The sequence below is a fragment of the Armatimonas sp. genome (genome assembly GCF_031410135.1).
Taxonomy (GTDB): Bacteria; Armatimonadota; Armatimonadia; order Armatimonadales; family Armatimonadaceae; genus Armatimonas.
The window spans coordinates 1-18058 of sequence record NZ_JANNYP010000335.1 but is presented as its reverse complement, the minus strand read 5'-3'; the positions used below and the strand labels follow the sequence as shown (position 1 = coordinate 18058).

Annotated in this window: 19 protein-coding genes, 1 tRNA gene and 1 riboswitch; of the genes, 10 read left to right on the top strand and 10 right to left on the bottom strand. The window is 58.9% G+C overall.

Annotation, left to right across the window (positions count from 1 at the left end; translation table 11 throughout):
• The 3 genes from RMO15_RS12275 to RMO15_RS12265 all read right to left on the bottom strand — a co-directional run.
• Positions 1-331, bottom strand: a 331-nt coding sequence (locus RMO15_RS12275) for a hypothetical protein (RefSeq protein WP_309712717.1), incomplete at its 3' end; no start/stop codon positions are given.
• A 33-nt stretch (positions 332-364) separates the two neighbouring features.
• Complete coding sequence (locus tag RMO15_RS12270; protein ID WP_309712714.1) at positions 365-1519, bottom strand: aminotransferase class I/II-fold pyridoxal phosphate-dependent enzyme; 1155 nt, start codon at positions 1517-1519, stop codon at positions 365-367.
• Positions 1516-1998, bottom strand: a complete 483-nt coding sequence (locus tag RMO15_RS12265) for an Lrp/AsnC family transcriptional regulator (RefSeq protein WP_309712711.1) — start codon at positions 1996-1998, stop codon at positions 1516-1518. The genes RMO15_RS12270 and RMO15_RS12265 overlap by 4 nt, the downstream gene beginning before the upstream one ends.
• 198 nt (positions 1999-2196) lie before the next feature.
• Between RMO15_RS12265 and RMO15_RS12260 the strand changes: the two genes are divergently transcribed.
• A complete protein-coding gene (locus RMO15_RS12260) occupies positions 2197-2616 on the top strand; it encodes a GNAT family N-acetyltransferase (RefSeq protein WP_309712708.1) in 420 nt (139 codons plus the stop codon).
• A gap of 51 nt (positions 2617-2667) precedes the next feature.
• Here RMO15_RS12260 and RMO15_RS12255 read toward each other — a convergent pair.
• Positions 2668-2740, bottom strand: a tRNA-Lys gene (locus RMO15_RS12255).
• A gap of 91 nt (positions 2741-2831) precedes the next feature.
• Positions 2832-2940: riboswitch (SAM riboswitch) on the top strand.
• Between the two features lie 67 nt (positions 2941-3007).
• On the opposite strand from RMO15_RS12255, the gene metK reads away from it, so the two are divergent.
• The 4 genes from metK to RMO15_RS12235 all read left to right on the top strand — a co-directional run bounded on the left by metK (position 3008) and on the right by RMO15_RS12235 (position 8772).
• Positions 3008-4234, top strand: coding sequence for a methionine adenosyltransferase (gene metK, locus RMO15_RS12250; protein WP_309712705.1), 1227 nt, complete (start codon positions 3008-3010; stop codon positions 4232-4234).
• A gap of 107 nt (positions 4235-4341) precedes the next feature.
• Positions 4342-4608: a hypothetical protein gene (locus tag RMO15_RS12245; protein WP_309712703.1), complete on the top strand. Its 267-nt coding sequence runs from the start codon at positions 4342-4344 to the stop codon at positions 4606-4608.
• 80 nt (positions 4609-4688) lie between these two features.
• Positions 4689-6620: a hypothetical protein gene (locus RMO15_RS12240; RefSeq protein WP_309712700.1), complete on the top strand. Its 1932-nt coding sequence runs from the start codon at positions 4689-4691 to the stop codon at positions 6618-6620.
• 46 nt (positions 6621-6666) lie between these two features.
• Positions 6667-8772 (top strand): DUF4139 domain-containing protein, encoded by a 2106-nt coding sequence (locus RMO15_RS12235; protein WP_309712698.1) that lies wholly within the window; start codon positions 6667-6669, stop codon positions 8770-8772.
• Positions 8773-8988: 216 nt separating this feature from the next.
• Here the strand turns inward: RMO15_RS12235 and RMO15_RS12230 are convergent, their stop codons facing one another.
• Positions 8989-9978, bottom strand: a complete 990-nt coding sequence (locus RMO15_RS12230) for a serine hydrolase domain-containing protein (RefSeq protein ID WP_309712695.1) — start codon at positions 9976-9978, stop codon at positions 8989-8991.
• A gap of 34 nt (positions 9979-10012) precedes the next feature.
• On the opposite strand from RMO15_RS12230, the gene RMO15_RS12225 reads away from it, so the two are divergent.
• Positions 10013-10582 carry a hypothetical protein gene (locus RMO15_RS12225; RefSeq protein ID WP_309712692.1) on the top strand — a complete coding sequence of 190 codons (570 nt, stop codon included), beginning with the start codon at positions 10013-10015 and terminating at the stop codon, positions 10580-10582.
• Here the strand turns inward: RMO15_RS12225 and RMO15_RS12220 are convergent.
• The gene (locus tag RMO15_RS12220) at positions 10550-10990 is read right to left on the bottom strand and encodes a hypothetical protein (protein ID WP_309712689.1); all 441 of its coding nucleotides are present in this window, start codon (positions 10988-10990) and stop codon (positions 10550-10552) included. The two genes, RMO15_RS12225 and RMO15_RS12220, sit on opposite strands and share 33 nt — an antisense overlap.
• A complete protein-coding gene (locus tag RMO15_RS12215) occupies positions 10987-11622 on the bottom strand; it encodes a hypothetical protein (RefSeq protein ID WP_309712686.1) in 636 nt (211 codons plus the stop codon). Before RMO15_RS12215 ends, RMO15_RS12220 begins: the two co-directional genes overlap by 4 nt.
• Between RMO15_RS12215 and RMO15_RS12210 the strand changes: the two genes are divergently transcribed.
• On the top strand, positions 11621-11785 hold the full coding sequence (locus RMO15_RS12210) for a hypothetical protein (RefSeq protein WP_309712683.1): 165 nt from the start codon (positions 11621-11623) through the stop codon (positions 11783-11785). The genes RMO15_RS12215 and RMO15_RS12210 overlap by 2 nt on opposite strands.
• Here the strand turns inward: RMO15_RS12210 and RMO15_RS12205 are convergent.
• From RMO15_RS12205 to RMO15_RS12195, 3 genes are all read right to left on the bottom strand, one after another.
• The gene (locus RMO15_RS12205; protein WP_309712681.1) at positions 11763-12737 is read right to left on the bottom strand and encodes a Gfo/Idh/MocA family oxidoreductase; all 975 of its coding nucleotides are present in this window, start codon (positions 12735-12737) and stop codon (positions 11763-11765) included. The two genes, RMO15_RS12210 and RMO15_RS12205, sit on opposite strands and share 23 nt — an antisense overlap.
• Positions 12737-14878 (bottom strand): M1 family aminopeptidase, encoded by a 2142-nt coding sequence (locus RMO15_RS12200; protein ID WP_309712679.1) that lies wholly within the window; start codon positions 14876-14878, stop codon positions 12737-12739. Before RMO15_RS12200 ends, RMO15_RS12205 begins: the two co-directional genes overlap by 1 nt.
• Positions 14879-15114: 236 nt before the next feature.
• Complete coding sequence (locus RMO15_RS12195; RefSeq protein WP_309712676.1) at positions 15115-16014, bottom strand: phytanoyl-CoA dioxygenase family protein; 900 nt, start codon at positions 16012-16014, stop codon at positions 15115-15117.
• 21 nt (positions 16015-16035) lie between these two features.
• Between RMO15_RS12195 and RMO15_RS12190 the strand changes: the two genes are divergently transcribed.
• The 3 genes from RMO15_RS12190 to RMO15_RS12180 form a co-directional block, all read left to right on the top strand.
• On the top strand, positions 16036-16914 hold the full coding sequence (locus tag RMO15_RS12190) for a sugar phosphate isomerase/epimerase family protein (protein WP_309712673.1): 879 nt from the start codon (positions 16036-16038) through the stop codon (positions 16912-16914).
• Entirely contained in the window at positions 16883-17584 is a 702-nt protein-coding gene (locus RMO15_RS12185) for a hypothetical protein (RefSeq protein ID WP_309712670.1), read from the top strand. Before RMO15_RS12190 ends, RMO15_RS12185 begins: the two co-directional genes overlap by 32 nt.
• 34 nt (positions 17585-17618) lie before the next feature.
• Positions 17619-18058, top strand: a 440-nt coding sequence (locus tag RMO15_RS12180) for an orotidine 5'-phosphate decarboxylase / HUMPS family protein (RefSeq protein ID WP_309712666.1), incomplete at its 3' end; no start/stop codon positions are given.

The following is an 18058-nucleotide window of genomic DNA, read 5'->3' as shown; positions in this document are numbered from 1 at the left end:
GACTGTATAGCCAGAGCCCGGACAATGTGAGTAGCACAAGCCAGCCACCGAAAATCATCATCGTAAAAGGCACATTGCCTGGCTGCAGTAAGAGAATGATTGCTCCGGTTAGCAGAAGGATAAGCCCAACCCATTTGAAGCGCAAACGAATCCAGGAGAACTTCAATAGTGCCAGCATAACTACGATAAAGGCAGTATCAAAAACAACCAAAACACCCGCTCCAACATCGTTAACTGACCGGGTGGGCAAGACGAGACTCGTAAGGTAGAGGTGGGGAATCGGAAAGAGTAGAGCCAGGTAGGGCAGATAAGGAAGGGAGCGGGCAGCCATATTTAAGTTCCTCTCCCTTCATTATAGGGCCTTCTACAGCTTGCTCAAGAACCGTCCCATGCGCTCCAGTGCCTCGGTGAGCTTGTTGGTGGCGGTGGCGTAGCAACAGCGGACGTGGCCGATACCGCCGTCGCCGAAGACATCGCCGGGGACGACCAAGACGCGCTCCTCTTTTAGCAAGCGCTCGGCGAACTCCTCGGAGGTCAGGCCGGTTTTTTCGATGCTCGGGAAGGCATAGAACGCGCCGCCGGGCATGCGGCACTCCAGCCCCAGCTCATTGAGCCCTTTCACAAACAAGCGGCGGCGCCTATCGTAGTCGGCGACCATCTCGGCGGCGTCTTGCTCGGCGTTCTTGAGGGCTTCTAGCGCGGCGATCTGCGCGGTGATCGGGGCGCAGAGCATGGTGTACTGGTGGATCTTCATCATCATCTCAATGATCGGGGCGGGCGCACAGGCGTAGCCGATCCGCCAGCCGGTCATGGCGTAGGCCTTGGAGAAGCCATTGAGCAGAATCGTCCGGTCTTTTGCGCCGTCGAGCGCAGGAACCGAGACGTGCTCGGAGTCGTAGCAGAGCCGGTCGTAGATTTCGTCGCTGAGGATGTAGAGATCATGTTCGACGGCCATGTCCACCACTTTCTGGAGCCCCTCGCGGCTCATCACCGCGCCGGTTGGGTTGGTCGGGTAGGACAGCAGGATCGCCTTGGTTTTTTCCGTGATCCGCTCCGCGATAGCCTCGGGGTGCGTGGCGAAATCCGCGCTGGCGCGGGTGGGAATGGGCACGGGAACGCCACCAGCGAACATCACACAAGGGGCGTAGCTGACGTAGCATGGCTCGGGGATCAGCACCTCATCGCCAGGGTTTAAGATCGCGCGAAACGCCGTGTCCAGCGCCTCGGAGACGCCCACGGTGACGAGCACCTCGGTGCGCGGGTTCCAGCCCGTGCCGTAGCGCTCGATATGCTTTGCGACAATCGCTTCTCGGAGTTCCAGAAGTCCATAATTGCTCGTATAGGTCGTCCGGCCCTTCTCCAGCGAGTAGATCGCCGCCTCACGGATGCGCCAGGGAGTGACATAGTCCGGCTCGCCCACGCCCAGCGAGATCACGTCATCGAGCTCCGCGACAAGGTCAAAAAAGCGCCGAATCCCCGAAGCGGGGGTATTGCCGACAATCTGCGAGAGGGATTTCATGGGGTCACCGCCAGTCTTTCATCAGTGGGCGCATCGCCAAAGATATCGCCATCGTCTTTATATTTTTTCAGTAGAAAGTGGGTCGCTGTCCCTCGGACACCGTCAATGGTTGCCAGCTTCTCCGCCACGAAGTTCGCCACTTCCTGCATCGTCTTGCCCTCGACGATCACACGCAAGTCCTGCGAACCAGAGACCAGGTAGACACTGTGCACCTCAGGGTAGCGATAGATGCGCTCCGCAATGCGATCATAGCCTGTGCCACGCTCTGGCTGCGCCGCGACATCAATGAAGGCGTAGACCCGGCCCGCGCCCGCTTTCTCCCAGTCAATCCGGGTACGGTACGAGCGGATCACCCCTGTGCTTTCGGCGGCGGCGATAGCGGCATTCACCTGAGCCTCACTCCTGCCCGTCATCGCGGCGATCTGCGCCGCACTCAGGCGGGCATCACGCTCCAGTATCCGCAAAATTTCCAGATCCATAGGTTCCTCAAAAGAAAAAAACCGACTCACAGAGGTGAGCCGGTTGGTCTTAGTTTATAGAAGTCTCTCGTGCAGCGCTTCAAACAATCCCCGACATCACGCGACGGCCACAGCAGCCGGAGCCGCCGCAGCCAGGATAGCCGATGCCAGAGCTAGTGAGAAGCACATCACTTGGGAAAGTGTACCATACAATAGATTATGTTTACCATCAGTACCGATAAAGCCCGCTTGGACTTTCCAACTATTTATGCCTATCTCTCGCAAGATTCTTACTGGGCACAGGGTATTTCTGAAGAGACTCAGCGCCGCGCGATTGAGAACTCTATCTGCTTTGGAGTCTACGAGGACGCGACGGATCAGCAGGTTGGTTTTGCACGCCTCATTACCGATCATGCGACGTTTGCCTACCTCTGTGATGTCTTTATCACCCCCGAATTTCAAGGACGTGGGCTAGGCAAGCAGCTCATGGCTGATATCGAAGCCTATCTGCTCCCGCTGGGCTGTCGCCGCTGGGGATTAGTCACCAAAGATGCACATGGGCTCTATGAGCAATTTGGCTTCGAAGTGGAGAGCAATGGGCGCTGGATGACCCGTAAGTTCCCGGATATGTATGGCTAAAAATGACAAAAACCGCTGTCAGTGTAGATCACTGACAGCGGTAGTTTCGGATGGGTTGTACGGGACTCGAACCCATGACCCGCTGATTAAGAGTCAGCTGCTCTACCAACTGAGCTAACAACCCGAAACGCAAGGAGAATCATATCGCAGAGTGAAGTATCTGTCAAGAACATTGACGGCTAAATTTGTGCATGGTAGAGTACACACTGACATCTGTCTTGTCAAGAGTGGTGGAGGGACCGGCCCGACGAAACCACCGCAACCGGCGCGAATCTGCGTAGCCTGGTGCGAATTCCGAGCAGGCGCATCCTGCGAAGACAAGAGACAATCTCTTCGTTTTCGTCTTGCGTTTGCAGACAAGGCATGAAAATTATACAAAGAGAGAAAAAAAATGTCTGACATTTCCCTGTTTACGTCGGAGTCTGTTTCTGTAGGCCATCCTGATAAAGTGGCAGATCAGATCAGCGATGCGATCCTCGACTTCTGCTTGGATGCCCTCCCCACGAGCCGTGTGGCCTGTGAGACTCTTGTCACCACCGATACCGTTGTGGTAGCTGGTGAGATTACCACCAAAGAAGGCGCACTGACTGCCCGAAAAGTGGATGAGATCGCTAGCAATGTGATCGCAGAGATCGGCTACAACGACCCCGCCATGCTCTTCTCGGCGCATGAAGTCCGTGTCTTTAACTTCATCCATGCCCAGTCTCCTGATATCGCGATGGGCGTTGATTCGGGTGGCGCGGGTGACCAGGGCCTGATGTTCGGCTACGCTTGTGACGATACCGCAGCGCTTATGCCGCTTCCTATTCAAGTCGCGCACCAGCTTGTCGCAACCCATGTGAACCTGCGTAACTCTAAGAAGCTCGCTTGGCTGCGCCCCGATGCTAAGAGCCAAGTCACGGTCAAGTACGACAGCACCGGCAAGCCCGTCGGTCTGGATGCCATTGTTCTCTCCACCCAGCATGATGAGAGTGTCATGGGCGAGAAGCATGGCAAACCTTACTTCACCGACGAGGCCCGCCAGGAGATTATTGACCAGCTGATTCGCCCCGTTCTGGAGAAAGAGTGCCCCAGCCTCATTACCGGCGAGCTCATTGCCCTCACTCCCGATAACCTGGATGCCACAGTAGGCGAGAACGCGATCCGTTGCTTTGTCAACCCGACGGGAAACTTCCTGATTGGTGGCCCCCACGGCGACTCGGGCCTGACCGGGCGCAAGATTATCGTGGACACCTACGGTGGGTATGCACGTCACGGTGGTGGTGCGTTCTCCGGCAAGGACCCGACGAAAGTGGATCGCTCTGCCGCCTATGTCGCGCGGTATCTTGCAAAATTAGTCGTGGCCGCAGGTCTTGCCAGCAAGTGTGAGATCCAGCTCGCCTACGCGATTGGGGTAGCGCAGCCTGTCTCCGTGCGTGTGGACACGTTTGGCACCGGCAAGCTGCCGGACACAGAGATCTCCGCGCGTCTCAAGAGCAAGTTCGATCTGACACCTAAGGGCATTATCGAGACGCTCAATCTGCGCCGCCCGATCTACCAGGCTACCGCCAAGAACGGTCACTTTGGCAACCCCAGCTTTCCCTGGGAAGACACCAGTCGTGCCAACGAGCTTGCCTAAGCTCTAAACGATCTATTCTATGCCTGGGAACTTTCTGTGCACTCCCAGGCGTAGTTATGTTAGAATCGAAGTATCTCGATGTTTCGATGTTTTTGGAGGATAGAACTATGAATCGTTTTGTGATCGCGCTGTCTGCTGTGATGGTTGCCGGTGCTGCATTTGCGCAAAAGCCCGTGAAGCCTACTGCCCCTAAGGCGCAGACGGTTTGCCCGATGATGCCCACCAACAAAGTGGATGCCAAGTCCAAGGCCGTTGCCTACACGGGAAAGAACCCTAAGTACAAGGGGAAGTCCGTCAAGTACTGCTGTGGCGGCTGCGAGGCTCCGATCAAAAAAGATCAGGACAAGTACTTCGCGATGGTCTTCGGTAAGTAGTCTTAGCCCTTATGGCTTCTCAAATCGCCCTCGTGCCTTCTGGGTACGAGGGCGATTTTTCTTTCTGGGTACAATAGGGTGTGAATACCTCTAAACTTCCCGTTTGTGCCGTGACTCTTTTTTCCTCCGGGGTGGCCTATACCCAGCGTGAGGGAGCGATTGAGGCAGGTGAGGCCACGGTGCCCCTGACATTTCGCACCAACCAGATCAACGATATCTTAAAGTCGCTGGTCTTACTCGATGCCGAGGGGGGAGCACTTCCTGCCGTCTACCCGTCGCAAGACCCCGTTGAGCGCACCCTCCAGAGCTTCGCGGTCAATGTCTCCACGTTTGCCACCCGTGGCGAGCTTCTGCGCCAGCTCCGTGGAGCTGTTCTGAAGATCGAGACGATCAGTAAAGAAGTCTTTGAGGGGCAGATTGTTGCGGTTGAGGAAGAAAAGCAGGCACGGGGCGAGGGCACAGGCTCTGTGGTGAAAGTCGAGGTGCTGACCCTGATCACGGCGGAGGGTTTGGTCTCTGTTTCTCTTGATAAAGTGCGGCTTATCAAACTTCTCGACGAGCGCCGCGACACGGAGCTACGAGAGGCACTTGCTGTGCTAGCCAGCGGTGCGGACGATGCCCGGCGAACCGTGCAGCTACGCTTTGCGGGCAAGAAAAAGCGCACCGTGCAAGTCGGCTATATCACCGAAGCGCCGCTCTGGAAGATCAGCTATAGATTGGTGCTGGGGGAAGGGCAGAAGCCGTATCTCCAGGGCTGGGCGCTGGTCGAGAACACGACCGACGAGGACTGGGAGGGCGTGCAGCTCACGCTGGTCTCTGGCCGCCCTGTGAGCTTTATCCAGGATCTCTATCAGCCGCTCTATCTCCCACGCCCTACCGTCGGCCCGGATATTATCCCTGCCGCCGCGCCGCAGCTACATGAATCCGCGATGGAGTTCGAGATGCAATCGGGAGTAGGGGGAGCGGTGATGATGGCGGCACCGGCTCCTATGGCCAAGCGCTCCGTGAGGGCCGAGTCTATGCGGCAATCGGTCACGTCGCAGGCAGAGGGACGAAGCGCGGGGGAGCTGTTTCAGTACAACATCAAAGCCCCCGTCGCACTGCCTCGGCAGCAGGCGGCGATGATCCCCGTGGTTTCGGGCGATATTGGCGGCGAGAAAGTCTCGCTCTACAACGCCGATACCGATCCGAAGTACCCGATGAACGCGCTGAGGCTTGTCAATGACACAGGGCTGCACTTAAAAGCGGGGCCGATCACGGTTTTTGATGGCGGAACCTACGCGGGAGATGCACGGCTGGGGGAGGTCACACCCGGCGACACACGGCTGATCACCTACGCGGTGGACCTGAGTATTGAGGGTGTTCGCACCGAAGAGGTGCGCAACGGCAGTGAGTCTAGCCTGACGATCAAGCGCGGCGTGCTGACCATCACCTCTAAGAACCGCCGGGAGACACTCTACAAGTTCACCTCGAAGGCAGCTCTGCCCCGAACGGTTCTGGTTGAGCACCCACTCTGGGCAGGCTGGGAGCTGGTTGCACCTACGGAGCCCACCGAGACCACGCGGGATCGCTACCGGTTCGCTGTGCCCCTCGCACCGGGCATGACCGAGACGCTCACCGTGGCACAAGAGCAGGCATACGGAACAACGGTTGCACTGCTTGATGCTGATGCAACTCAGCTCATGTACTACGCCAGCCAGGGAGAGATTCCCGCTCGCCTGAAAGAAGCCCTGGCTGTTACCATTGCCCGCCGTCGCAAGATCGCGGAGCTGGAAAGCAACGCTGATGGACTGGATGCAGAGCGCACCCAGATCCATGAGGAGCAGGGCCGCATCCGGGGAAATATCGCCACGCTGGATAAAGAATCCCCGCTCTACCGCCGCTATTTAGACGAGCTCAATGGCCAGGAGAACCGGCTTCTGGAGCTACGGGAAGAGAGCAATCGCCTGCGGAAATCCGCCCAGGATGCTGGAAACGAATTGAAGGCTTTCCTCGATACATTGGACTTATAAGAGAGCCCCCTGATCCCCGCCGGGCGGGGGGTGAGGAGAAAAAACGATGCTAACAACCATGATACTACCGATGATCGTGCTGGCGCAGGGGCCAGCGCCCGCGAAGGCTCAAGAGAGTGTGCTGCCTGTACGTGCCGTGACTCTCTTTTCCTCGGGGGTGGCCTACACTCAGCGCGAAGGGCGCGTGGAGGGTAACGCCACCGTGCCGCTGACTTTCCGCACCACGCAGATCAATGACATTCTAAAATCGCTGGTGCTCATAGATGAAAATGGCAAAGTCCAGCCCGCGATCTACGCGGCAAAAGACCCGGTCAATCGCGCACTCCAAAGCTTTGCGGTGGATGTGGACAAAGCCTCTACTTTGGGCGGATTGTTGCAGCAGCTGCGTGGTCAGAGGGCCAGTGTCGAGACGGGGGGGAAGACAATCTATCCTCCTGCCAGCTTTGGGGTGGGGGGGCAGCCCCATACGACACCTATAAACAAGATCGAAGGACGGATTGTAAGCGTGGATTTGACTCAGAATCCGAGCTTCCAGGCGCAGGGGATGGGTTTTCAGCAGCTAGTGATCTTCACGGGTGAGAGCATTCAAAATATCTCAGCGTCAGAAATCAAAAGCATCTCGCTACAAGATCCCAAGCTGAATAAAGAGTTCACAGAGGCACTCTCTTTGCTGGCGGCGGGGGCGGATGACAAGCGGCGGAGCGTGACACTGCGTTTTGAGGGCAAGGGGGAGCGACGGGTGCAAGTGGGCTATATCTCCGAAGCGCCACTCTGGAAGATGAGCTACCGGCTCCTGCTCTCTGGCGTGAAAGAGGGGAGTACACTGCCGTATCTCCAGGGCTGGGCGCTGGTCGAGAACACGACAGACGAGGACTGGAATGGGGTGAGCCTGACGCTGGTCTCGGGCCGTCCGATTAGCTTTATTCAGGATCTCTACCAGCCGCAGTACATTGCCCGCCCTGTGATTGGTGCCGATCTCAGCGTCTCGCCTCTGCCTCAGCTCTCCGAGTCTGCGATGGAAGATCGGAGCAATATCGCCGCACGGGCTGCGATTACGAACTCCATGATGCGGGGACAGGGGGGGAGCCAGAGAGGATCGGGATTTGCTCTTCCTGCTCCTGCACCGGTCACCGAGGCAGGCGTGGATGGCCCTGCGCTGATTGGCTCCGTGGAGGCGCAGGCGTCGGGGGAGAAGCAGGGGGAGCTGTTTACGTACAAGATCACCTCGCCCATCGCACTTCCGAGGCAGCAGGCGGCGATGATTCCGGTCGTGGCGCAGGATATTGCCGGGGAGAAAATCTCGCTCTATAACCCCGCCACCGACACGCGCTTCCCGCTCCATGCCGTTCGCCTCAAAAACAACACGGGACTGCACCTCAAAGGTGGGCCGGTGACGCTCTTTGATGGAGGAATCTACGCAGGCGATGCGCGAATGCTGGACATCCCTCCCGGTGACAACCGCATTCTGACCTATGCCGTAGATCTAGGGCTTCAGGGCGAGGTGCAAAACAAAGGCGGTAGCTCTGTGGAGACCAGCCTGACGATCAAGCGCGGCGTGCTGATCAGTTCCCGGAAAGAGACGACGGAGGTTGTCTACAACTTCCGCAATAAGTCCGACAAGTCCCGTACCGTTCTGGTGGAGCACCCCTACAACGCGGAGTTCAAGCTGGTTGCCCCCACCAAGTCTGAGGAGCGCACGCCTAGCCTCTATCGGTTCAGTGTGAGTGTCCCCGCAGGCAAGACCGAGGCACTCATCGTAAAAACCGAGCGCCCTCTCTCCGAGACCTACGCGCTTCTGGATGCCGATATCAACTTTATCGAAGTGACGACGCAGCGCAAAGAGGGGATATCTGCCAAGCTCAAAGTTGCTCTGGAAGATGTCTTAGCCCGGCGGCGCAAGATCCAGGAGCTGGAGAGCCAGAGCCGCGAGCGCGATGTCGAAGTGAAGCAGATCGAGCAAGACCAGAGCCGGATTCGGCAGAACATGAATGTCTTGGAGCGCAACTCGGAGAGCTACAAGCGCTACGTTCAGCAGCTCGACGAGCAAGAAATTCGTATCCAAGCACTCCGTAAGCAAGCCACGGAGCTACGTGCGCAGAGAGCGAGCGCCGAGCGTGACCTTCGTGCCTTTTTGGATAAGCTAGAAATCTAGTATCCAAAATATCACGGAAAAACCGAGAATAACTTCAGCAATCTCTGGTACTGCTTGTGCACTTAGGGAGCTTGCAGGAGTTATTTTTATGGTGCTTAGCAAGATAGTCAGCCCCCCAATCGCTCGTCGTTTTGAGAGGCTGACTGCGTTTTTCAGCATAGCGGCTCCTTATGCCGCTGGCAGCGTTTTTGGGCTTTTACTGGCGAAGTTCTGGCTCTAGCGGGTTGCCCTGGCAGCAATGCCCTGGGCAACCCGCCCTAGGTCGGCTCCGCTATTTGCGAGAAGGATCACTGCATTGTCGCCGTCCAGCTCGCGCCAGTAGTGGGTAGCGAAGCCAGGGCGACTTCCGCCATGCTCTGCGGTGCGCTTTCCGGCCACTCCCGCGAGGTTCCAGCCAAGACCGTAGAGGTGGGGCTTGCCACTGTTTAGCATCACTGGCTCAAAAAGCCGGGCGCGGGTCTCGGGCTTTAAGATAGAGCCATTGCGGAGCATCCCTTCCCACTTGGCCAGATCTTGCACGGTCGTCAGGAGGCCACCACTGGCAAAATCACGGCTCCACGACGCCACATTTACGCGCTTCTCCGACTCTAGCGCATAGCCATCGGCGCGGTGGCTAACAAGCTCGGTGAGGGTGTGGCGGCGCGTGGCACGCATCTCCAGGGGCTGGAAGAAGCGCTCCGTAAGAAACTGATCCCAGGTCTGGTTGGTGATGCGCCGGATCACTTCCCCAAGGAGCACAAAGCCAAAGTTGCAGTACTGCCACTTCTCGCCAGGGGTAAAGTGTAGCGGTAGTGGCTTGACCGCGGCGACAGCATCGGCCTCGGTGTAGCGGCGCGTGAGATCCAGCGGCTCATCCGTGACCAGGCCCGATGTGTGGGTTAGTAGGTGCTTCAGGGTGATCTTCTCCCAAGTAGACGGCGTCGAAAGCGTCTTGGGCAGATGGCGGGAGACAGGATCGTCGAGAGAGAGCTTGGACTCTTGCTCTAGTAGCAAAATACAGGCCGCGATAGTCTGCTTGGTCACGGAGGCGAGCTGGTAGACCGTCTCCGCCGTCGCCGGTGTCCGTGTCTCCAGGTTGGCCTGACCGTAGCCCGCCGCCTTGAGCACTTTTCCCTGCCGCACCAGCGCCATCGAGAGTCCGGGGACTCTCTGGAGACCGAGCTCCTCGTTGATGTAGCTGTCAATCGGATCGTCAAATAGTCGCAACTTTACTGGCCCTCCCGTGCCCTATAATACAATAATGCAACGACAACAGCACGAGCCGCTGGTAATCGCTCCGACCGTGAAGAACCTTCGCTTCCGCCGTGGCTACGCCTGGGTATTGTTTTTGATGGTCGGGGTTCTGGGGCTGATCGCCTGCCTCGCTTGGAGTCAGGGCTCAATCGCCACCGCCGGGCTGATGCTCACCGAGATGTTCTTCATGGTGGGAGTACTCTGGTGGTTCAAGCAACAGGGTAAGTTCTGGTCAGTGGGGGATAGCAACGTCGCTGTTCCGCGTCCTGCGTACTACCTTACGGAAGAGGGGCTTAGTGTGGTAGGAAGTCCGACTCTCGGGCCGATTCCCTGGGACGAGATTCGGGCGATCCGAGAGACTCAGTTTCTGGGCTTTCCGATTCTTAAGATTGAAGGGGACTACGGGCGCATCCGGCGGCGACTGGGCAGTAAGGGACGATTCCTCTGGCTGGCACGGGTTCCAGGCGGCATTGGGCTTAACAGTATGGCCTTTCACCAGCAGGGAAGCTCGCTTGCGACACAGATCAATGCCTATCGCGAGAGCCTAGCGCCCCTCGCGAACCACCCAAGCGAGTAGCTCCCCTTGCTCCTGCCAGCTCAGCGCCGCGGCCCCCGAGTCCCCGCGCTGGCAGGCATCCAGGCGCTCGCGGGCGGTGCCATTGCCAAACTCCTCGTAGAACGTATGCGGCCCGGTCATGCCCACCCAGTAGCGCGTGTTGCCCCAGTCGCCCTCACGCCGGTGCACGAGCTGGTGGATGTAGTTGGCCGTGCTGTCGTCTTCGTGCACTTGGACGAGCTTATGGGCCGAATCCAGGTCATCGTTGAGCAAGTGCAAGAGCGCCTGCAGGTTGTACGAGCCCTCGGAGACACCCGAGAGCAATCCCGCCTGCCAGGGGGCTTTCGGGCAGAGCGGGGCGTCGGTGCGGGCCAGAAGTGTCTCGGCAACAGTGTGGAGCGGGTGCGTTTCAGGGAATGGGTTTGTCATGAGGGTAGGTATCCAAAGAGGCGCACGGAGCCGTGTGCCAGGGAGTTGTCGGGGAGCGGCGCGGAGTTTTCGGAGTTAGGAACGGCCAGCTCTATCGTCAGAGTGAGCGCATCGGACTTGACCACCTGCGCCCGGTAGACGGTCAGTGGAAGCTCGCCCCAAGTAGCAGTGCGGTGGCTGAGAATCCGGCAGATCACCACGTAGTCGTTCTCCAGCTTTCCCTGGCGCACCAGTGCCAGCGTGTCGGCGGAGAGCGTGTCGGCATCGCGGAGTAGGTCGCGCATGGCATCGGCACCACCGGGAGCGAGGGTCGCGAGGCCATAGAGCGCCAGCTCACAGGGCTTGCTGACGGCGGCTTTGTAGCGTTCGGCATGCACGACCTGATCTGTGGTGCAGACAATCAGGCGCTGACTGCCCACCCCAAGCTCCGCCAGCGGCAGGCCCTCCTGGGGGTCGCGCCAGAGCCGCCGCAGTGTCCCCGCCAGGCGCAGCTCGGTAAGCAGATCAGGTAGCTCCGAGGCATCCGCCGCTCCGACCGTCAGAAACTCCTTGCGTCGCTTCAGACTCCGCGCCACCAGTGCGCCAAAGCCGCCCAAAACCAAGAGCAACGCAATCGGCAGAATGGTCTCCATGCCGCCTATTGTACCCCGCCGATTGAAAGCGGCGTTTGAGAGCCTCGTGCCTCGGCTGAGAAGTCGCTCCGCGACTGACCCCATTGGGGTCTCGGTAGTCGCGGAGCGACTTTTTGGCGGAACGCCCTCAGACGCCGATTTTAACCGGCGGCACTACGGATGAGCTCTTGGGCGCGGGCTTGGGCGACGCCATCTTCGCCGGGCTCAAGCGGCTTTTGCGGGTCGCGGACGCAGGCGGCGAAGTGCTCGACTTCGAGCTGGAACTGATCCTGGTGCTCGAAGAAAAAGACTTCCTCGGTGTCGGAGTTGTTGGCGCGGACGAGAACTCTGACGCCGCTCTCGCCGACTTGGAAGGCTCGCTCGGCAACAATGCTGCCCTCACGCCCGACTAATTCGTAGCGGCTGGTGAAAGCCTGGTCAAAGCCGCCGATGAGGCTGGCCGTTTGCCCGTTGGGGAAGGCGAGCAACGCGGCGGTTTGGATGTCCACGCCGGTCGCGTCGTCGCGCACGGCGAGGGCCTTTGCTTCGGTGGGCTCGCTGCCAAAGAGCCAGCGGGCGGCGTTGAGGGGATAGACCCCGACATCCAGAAACGCGCCGCCGCCCTGCGCCGGATTCCAGCGAATCCCCGCGTGGTCCGCTGTGGCGGGGTAGGTGAAGACGCCGCGAAAGTGGACGGGCTCGCCAATCGCGCCGCTTCGTAGAACCTCGAAGACTTTCTGGTGCTGCGGGTGGTGCCGGTACATAAAGCCCTCCATCAGTCGCAGGCCCGCCGCCGCCGCTGCGCCCGCCATCCACTCGGCCTCCGCGACACTGAGCGCGAGGGGCTTGTCGCAGAGTACGTGCTTACCCGCCGCGAGGGCTTTGACCGTCCACTCGGCGTGCTGGTCGTTGGGGAGGGGGAGGTAGACGGCCTCGATGTCCGGGTCGGCGAGCAGTGCGTCGTAGCTGCCGTAGGCTCTTGCCGCGCCGTGTTTTTCTGCGGTGGCCTGTGCTTTCTCCAGGGAGCGCGAGGCCACGGCATGGAGCGCCGCATTGCCCGCACTTTTCAGAGCAGGAGCCATGCGGCGCTCAAAGACGCGGGCGCAGCCTAGGACGCCAAAACGAACTTTCTCCACTATCGTCGTGCTCGCGTGGGGCGCTGAGCGAGCTTCTTGGCCTTCTCGATCTCCGTGGCGTAGGCTTTCTCGTCCCAGCTGGTGAGCGTGCTGGCGATGGCGGCGCAGCTGCCGTAGGTCTCTTTCTCCGAGAGCATCGCAATCAAGAGCTTCGCGTCGGCGGGATCGTGCTTGAGCCTGCCCAGAGCACGGATCGCCTCGCCGCGCCGGGCATCACTCAGGTGGGTGAGCAGGCCACGCCAGAGCGAGCGCAAGTCTTCCCGATCGAGGCGACCCAGTCCGTCTAAGCTCCCCAGAGCGGGGAAGCGCAAAGCATCGGCCTTTGCCACGGCGGCGATCGCCTGAATATCGGTATCCGACGCGCCAGCGGAGAGAAGCCCCTGCATCGCGACGGTTTTGTCCAACCCAACCGGGGCGTGTTTCACAATCGCCAGGCGCTCCTCGGGGGCAAACTCATGCTTGAGCTCGCGCAGAAAGTCATGATCCGGGTCCAGTAACACCGCGCTCGGCTTCGCAGATGCCTTGATCTTAAAGATCTGCTCGGGGGCATTGAGCGTGACCTCGACGCGGCTCAGACTATCCTGGATCAGGCCGATTTTGGCGGGAATCGTGTAGATTGGGGTGCCATCACTGGTATCCTGGGTCTGCTTCACGTTTAGTAAGACCGCTTTCTCCGCCTCGTCCCAGCTCCAGCTATACTCCAGCACCGGGTGGCCGGGCTTGAGGAGCCACTGCTGGAAAAACGGCTCGCAGTTGACACCACTGAAGTCGGTGAAGGCGCGGCAGAGATCCTCCCACTCCACGGGCGTGTGGCGGTGCTCGGTGAGATACTTCTTGATCCCCCCAAAGAACGCCGCATCGCCTAATTGACGGCGCAAGGTGTGCAAGATCACGCTGCCTTTGGGGTAGGTGTGGCTGTCGAACATCACCTCCGGGTCGCGGTAGAGGTTGGTCGAGACAGGACGCTTGTAGCTACGCGACTCCCCAATGTAGGCACGCATGTTGCTCTCGACCTCACGATCGTAGGCGTTCTTGCCCCGGCTGTGCTCGAAGTAGAGTACCTCCATAAAGGTCGCAAAGCTCTCGTTGAGCCAGACCTCACCCCAGTCTTTACAGGTCACCAAGTCGCCAAACCACTGGTGGGCCAGCTCATGGGAGTTCAGGCTCGCCATGTTGCGAAAGCCGGAGCGAAAATCCGTGAGGTTGCCCACGCCCAGCGTGGTAGACGAGACATTCTCCATGCCACCGCCAAAGTCGTACATCGCGTTCTGGGCGTATTTCTGCCACGGGTACTTCACCCCCGTGATGTTCGAGAAGAACTCCAGCATGTCGGGCGTGTCGCCAAAGCTGGCGTCAATCATGCTCGCAAAGCCCTTGGGAACCACATACCACAGTGGCACATCGCGCCACTTGTCTTTCTTGATATCAAATGGCCCCGCCACAATGGCCGTGAGATAGGTCGCGTGCGGCTGGCTCATCTTCCAGCGCACGGTTCGCCGCCCATTCTTCACCGTCTCTTTTTGCGGCAGGCCATTGCTGACCACGCTCCACTCCGCCGGAACCGTGGTGATGGTCTCGGTGGTGGTCATGTCGTTGGGGTAGTCCCAGGTCACGGCCCACTCGCGGTTGCCCGCCGTCTCTCCCTGAGTCCAGAAGCCCTGTTTCTCTTTGTTCTGGTCATTGGGAAGCATCCAGTGGAAGCCATCGCCTTGGCCAAAGCCACCGCCCTGGATCTTGCCGCCCTCGTAGGTAAAGCGCACCAGAATCGGCTTGTCTTTTGCCAGCGGTGCGGGGAAGCTCACGGAGACAATATCGCCATCGCGGGTGAAGCCCAGGCTCTTGCCCGCCGACTCTGCCGTCTTGACCTCGATATTTTTTCCCGCATGGAAGCGCAGCACAGTGAGCTTGTCACGGAGCGGCGCGACGGTGTTGGTCGCGGTCCCGGTGAACTTGCGACCCGGCCAATCAATATCCAGCTCCACTTTCAAGTGCTGAAGATCGAAGTCACGATCCGGGGCATATTGGAGCTTGGCAGCGGGAGGAGTAAAAGGGTTGCCTCCTCCCCGGCGCTGTGCCGAAGCAGGAAGTGCCGCTAGACCAAGCGCGGCAAAGAGAAGGGTAAGGGAATAAAGGCGAGACATGCGGGCATTTTACCTGATCTTCCCCCTTGACTTAAAAGCTTGTTTTGCCTACAATACCAACATCTCAAAACGAAGGGGGTGGTGGCATGCACAACAGTCATAGTCTCCGGGGGGGTCTCGCGGGCTAATTTTAGTTCATGAGCCCGTCTCATGAGTCATGAACGACTCCCAGGGGCGGGACTTCCTCGACGTGAGCGGCCCGGCGAATCGCAAGATTCGCCGGGCCGCAGCGCGTTTTAGCCGCCCATTGTGGGGGGAGCCATTCCCATTCCGTCGCCCATCTTCACTTCTCCGCCCATCGTGACCTCGCCGCAGTCTGCGCCCCTGCCGTTGACTTTATGTACGGGGTTGTCGTGGTGATCGTCGGAGAGGGGCTTGGTGGTGCAGCACGACGGGTCCACTCCCGCCAGCATCATTCCCTGGCCTCGGCTCTCGTGCGTGCGAATCATAGGCGGATCGAGCGGGTCGCGTAGCTGGATCAGAAGCGTGGTACGGGCTTCGTTGCTGACATTGACGCCGCTACCATGAATCGTGAGATACGAGAAAAAGAGCACATCACCGGCCTCAGCGGGACAGGGCGTGGCGTCCTCGACAGGATATTGCGCAGGGTCAAGGTGCCAGCCGCCGGTAGAGTCATGCGGCAGCAAGCCCAGGTGGTAGCTGCCGGGCACCACGCGCACACAGCCTTTTTCGAGCGACGCATCGTCAAAGTGCACAATCGCGGCGATCATAGAGTGATTGGCGTGAGGGAAAAACGGCGCGTCCTGGTGCATCGGAAACGGACTGCCCTTCTCCGGTGGCTTGATAAACATCTTCGTGTGGTGAAGCTGAACATTGGGGCCGATAATCTGCGCCGCTACTTCCGCCAAGCGCTCGTCTACGATCAGTCGCGCCAGGTCCGCATTGTAGAACTGCACATCGTGGCAGTGCTGGAGCGCCGAGGTCTTCCCGCCCTCCACATAGTCCCGCGCTGCTCCCCACGTCGCATCGGAGCCACGATTGGTCTCCACATAGAGCCGGTGCGCCAGGTCATGTAGCGCCTGCCGGTGCCGCGCCATCTCGTCTTTGTTAAAGAGTCCCTTCACGAGTACATAGCCATTCTCGCGATAAAAATTAAGTTGGTCATCCGTGAGCATGATTTGAGTATACAATAGATCATGCAATCTCCAAAGCTGGCGGCCTTTCCCAAGGCGTTTATGGACGAGCTGTGCGTCCACAAGACCATGACGGTTTTCGACTGGATCGAGCTGGCCTCAACTCTCGACATTGATGGCCTAGAGTTCTATGCGGGCTTCTGCGAGGGCGATAACCCCAGCTGGCTCGCCGCAGTACGAGAGGCGCTCACGGCAAAGAACCTCGCCATGCCCATGCTCTGTTGCTCGCCTGACTTCACCGCCGATGACCTCGAAGGCGAACTCGAAAAAGAGCGCGGCTGGATCACGCTCACAGCAGCGCTGGGCGGAAGCTACTGCCGCGTGCTCTCCGGCCAGCGTCGCCCAGACTTGTCCAGAGAAGACGGCGTAAGGCGCGTGGTCGGGGCGATCTCTAGCCTCTTGCCCTTTGCCGAGGCGCACGGCGTGACGCTGATCATTGAGAACCACTACAAGGACAACTACTGGACACACCCCGAGTTCGCGCAAAAATCCGACGTTTTCTGTGAGATTGTCAACGCCATAGACTCCCCGCATTTTGGCGTCAACTACGACCCGTCCAACGCCTTTCTGGCAGGCGAAGACCCGCTAGATGTCCTAGCGCTCGTCAAGCACCGAGTGCTCACCATGCACGCCTCAGACCGCTACCTACTCTCCGGTACTATCGAAGACCTGCGTAAAGAAGAAGACAGCCTCGGCTACGCCTCGCGCCTCGCCCACGGCGTCATAGGCGAGGGCCTCAACGACTACGACGCCATCTTCACGACCCTGAAAGCCGCCGGGAGCACCCCACGCTGGGTGAGCATCGAGGACGGTATGAATGGCATGGGAGATTTAGAGAAATCCGTCGCCTTTGTCCGCAAAAAACTACGAGAACATTTTTAGGAGTGCCGTCATGCAGCAGCCCAGAAACAAACGTGAGGCTCTTGAAACTAAGTGCTGGGAAGCACGGAAAGCACGGAACTGGCTAGAAGCAGAACGCCTGACCCTAGAGTTAATCAAACTCACTGCCCATCGCGAGCCGCTCTACCTGATCCAATTGGGTGATTTTCGCCTTTTCCGGGGTGATCATCCAGGAGCGCGAAAAGCATATGAAGAAACATTGCAGCGTGCAGGAACACGCTGGTACGCCACACAGGGAATGCTTCGTCTCATGGTTGAGCAAGGCAACCAGCGCGGAATACAGCTCTGGTTGGATCACTTTGCCGCAGCACCTATTGATTGCGGTAATGCAGTCGCAGGGCATCAGGCAAGTGTATGGGGGCTGCGTACCATCTATCAAGCCGCACATCAGTCTGATGCGGAACGTGCTTTGCGACAACTCGCGACAGGAAAGTTCACCATTCCATCGCGGCTTCTCCCTAATGAGGATACAACCTGGCTAAAGAACCGTATGATTCGTGAGGCAACCTATCTCCTCGCAGGACTACTGGCACGGAGCAGTCATCCTAAGGAAGCTCAACAACTGTTCATGAAGCTGGCAGTGCGAGCTAAAAATGGCAGTGAGATGGATCAGATTGGGCCCTTAGCAGCATTTCATCTAAAAAAGCTGTAGAGGAGAAAATTAGGTTGGTGCCGAATGGGTTGGCATGAGACCGATTGTACAGATTTCCCTCGATATTGTAGACCTTGATGAGGCCCTTGAGACTGCGCATCTTGCGATGCGGGCGGGTGTGGACTGGCTTGAGGCGGGGACGCCGATGCTGATGGCGCACGGGGCCAATGGGGTACGCGTGCTGCGCGAGGCGTTTCCTCATGTCCCGATTGTCGCGGACCTGAAGATCATGGATGGCGGCTACCGGGAAGTGGAGATCGTCGCCAAGGTTGGGGCGACCCACGTGGTGGTGATGGAGCGAGCGCACCCGCACACGGTTCGCGAAGTCGTCAAGGCGGGCCGCGATTTCGGCGTGGAGGTGATGGGCGACAACATGATCTCCGAGAACCTGATTGACTCCGCCCGGCGCTTGGAGGATCTGGGCTGTGGCTACGTCATCCACCACATCGGCTTCGACGAGCGCCGTGGGATCGC

What these genes read in the sequence shown, in the direction of transcription:
- RMO15_RS12270 (WP_309712714.1), bottom strand. Translation starts at nt 1,519, where the DNA reads ATGAAATCCCTCTCGCAGATTGTCGGCAATACCCCCGCTTCGGGGATT.
- RMO15_RS12265 (WP_309712711.1), bottom strand. Translation starts at nt 1,998, where the DNA reads ATGGATCTGGAAATTTTGCGGATACTGGAGCGTGATGCCCGCCTGAGT.
- RMO15_RS12260 (WP_309712708.1), top strand. Translation starts at nt 2,197, where the DNA reads ATGTTTACCATCAGTACCGATAAAGCCCGCTTGGACTTTCCAACTATT.
- metK (WP_309712705.1), top strand. Translation starts at nt 3,008, where the DNA reads ATGTCTGACATTTCCCTGTTTACGTCGGAGTCTGTTTCTGTAGGCCAT.
- RMO15_RS12245 (WP_309712703.1), top strand. Translation starts at nt 4,342, where the DNA reads ATGAATCGTTTTGTGATCGCGCTGTCTGCTGTGATGGTTGCCGGTGCT.
- RMO15_RS12235 (WP_309712698.1), top strand. Translation starts at nt 6,667, where the DNA reads ATGCTAACAACCATGATACTACCGATGATCGTGCTGGCGCAGGGGCCA.
- RMO15_RS12225 (WP_309712692.1), top strand. Translation starts at nt 10,013, where the DNA reads ATGCAACGACAACAGCACGAGCCGCTGGTAATCGCTCCGACCGTGAAG.
- RMO15_RS12220 (WP_309712689.1), bottom strand. Translation starts at nt 10,990, where the DNA reads ATGACAAACCCATTCCCTGAAACGCACCCGCTCCACACTGTTGCCGAG.
- RMO15_RS12210 (WP_309712683.1), top strand. Translation starts at nt 11,621, where the DNA reads ATGCCGCCTATTGTACCCCGCCGATTGAAAGCGGCGTTTGAGAGCCTC.
- RMO15_RS12215 (WP_309712686.1), bottom strand. Translation starts at nt 11,622, where the DNA reads ATGGAGACCATTCTGCCGATTGCGTTGCTCTTGGTTTTGGGCGGCTTT.
- RMO15_RS12200 (WP_309712679.1), bottom strand. Translation starts at nt 14,878, where the DNA reads ATGTCTCGCCTTTATTCCCTTACCCTTCTCTTTGCCGCGCTTGGTCTA.
- RMO15_RS12195 (WP_309712676.1), bottom strand. Translation starts at nt 16,014, where the DNA reads ATGCTCACGGATGACCAACTTAATTTTTATCGCGAGAATGGCTATGTA.
- RMO15_RS12190 (WP_309712673.1), top strand. Translation starts at nt 16,036, where the DNA reads ATGCAATCTCCAAAGCTGGCGGCCTTTCCCAAGGCGTTTATGGACGAG.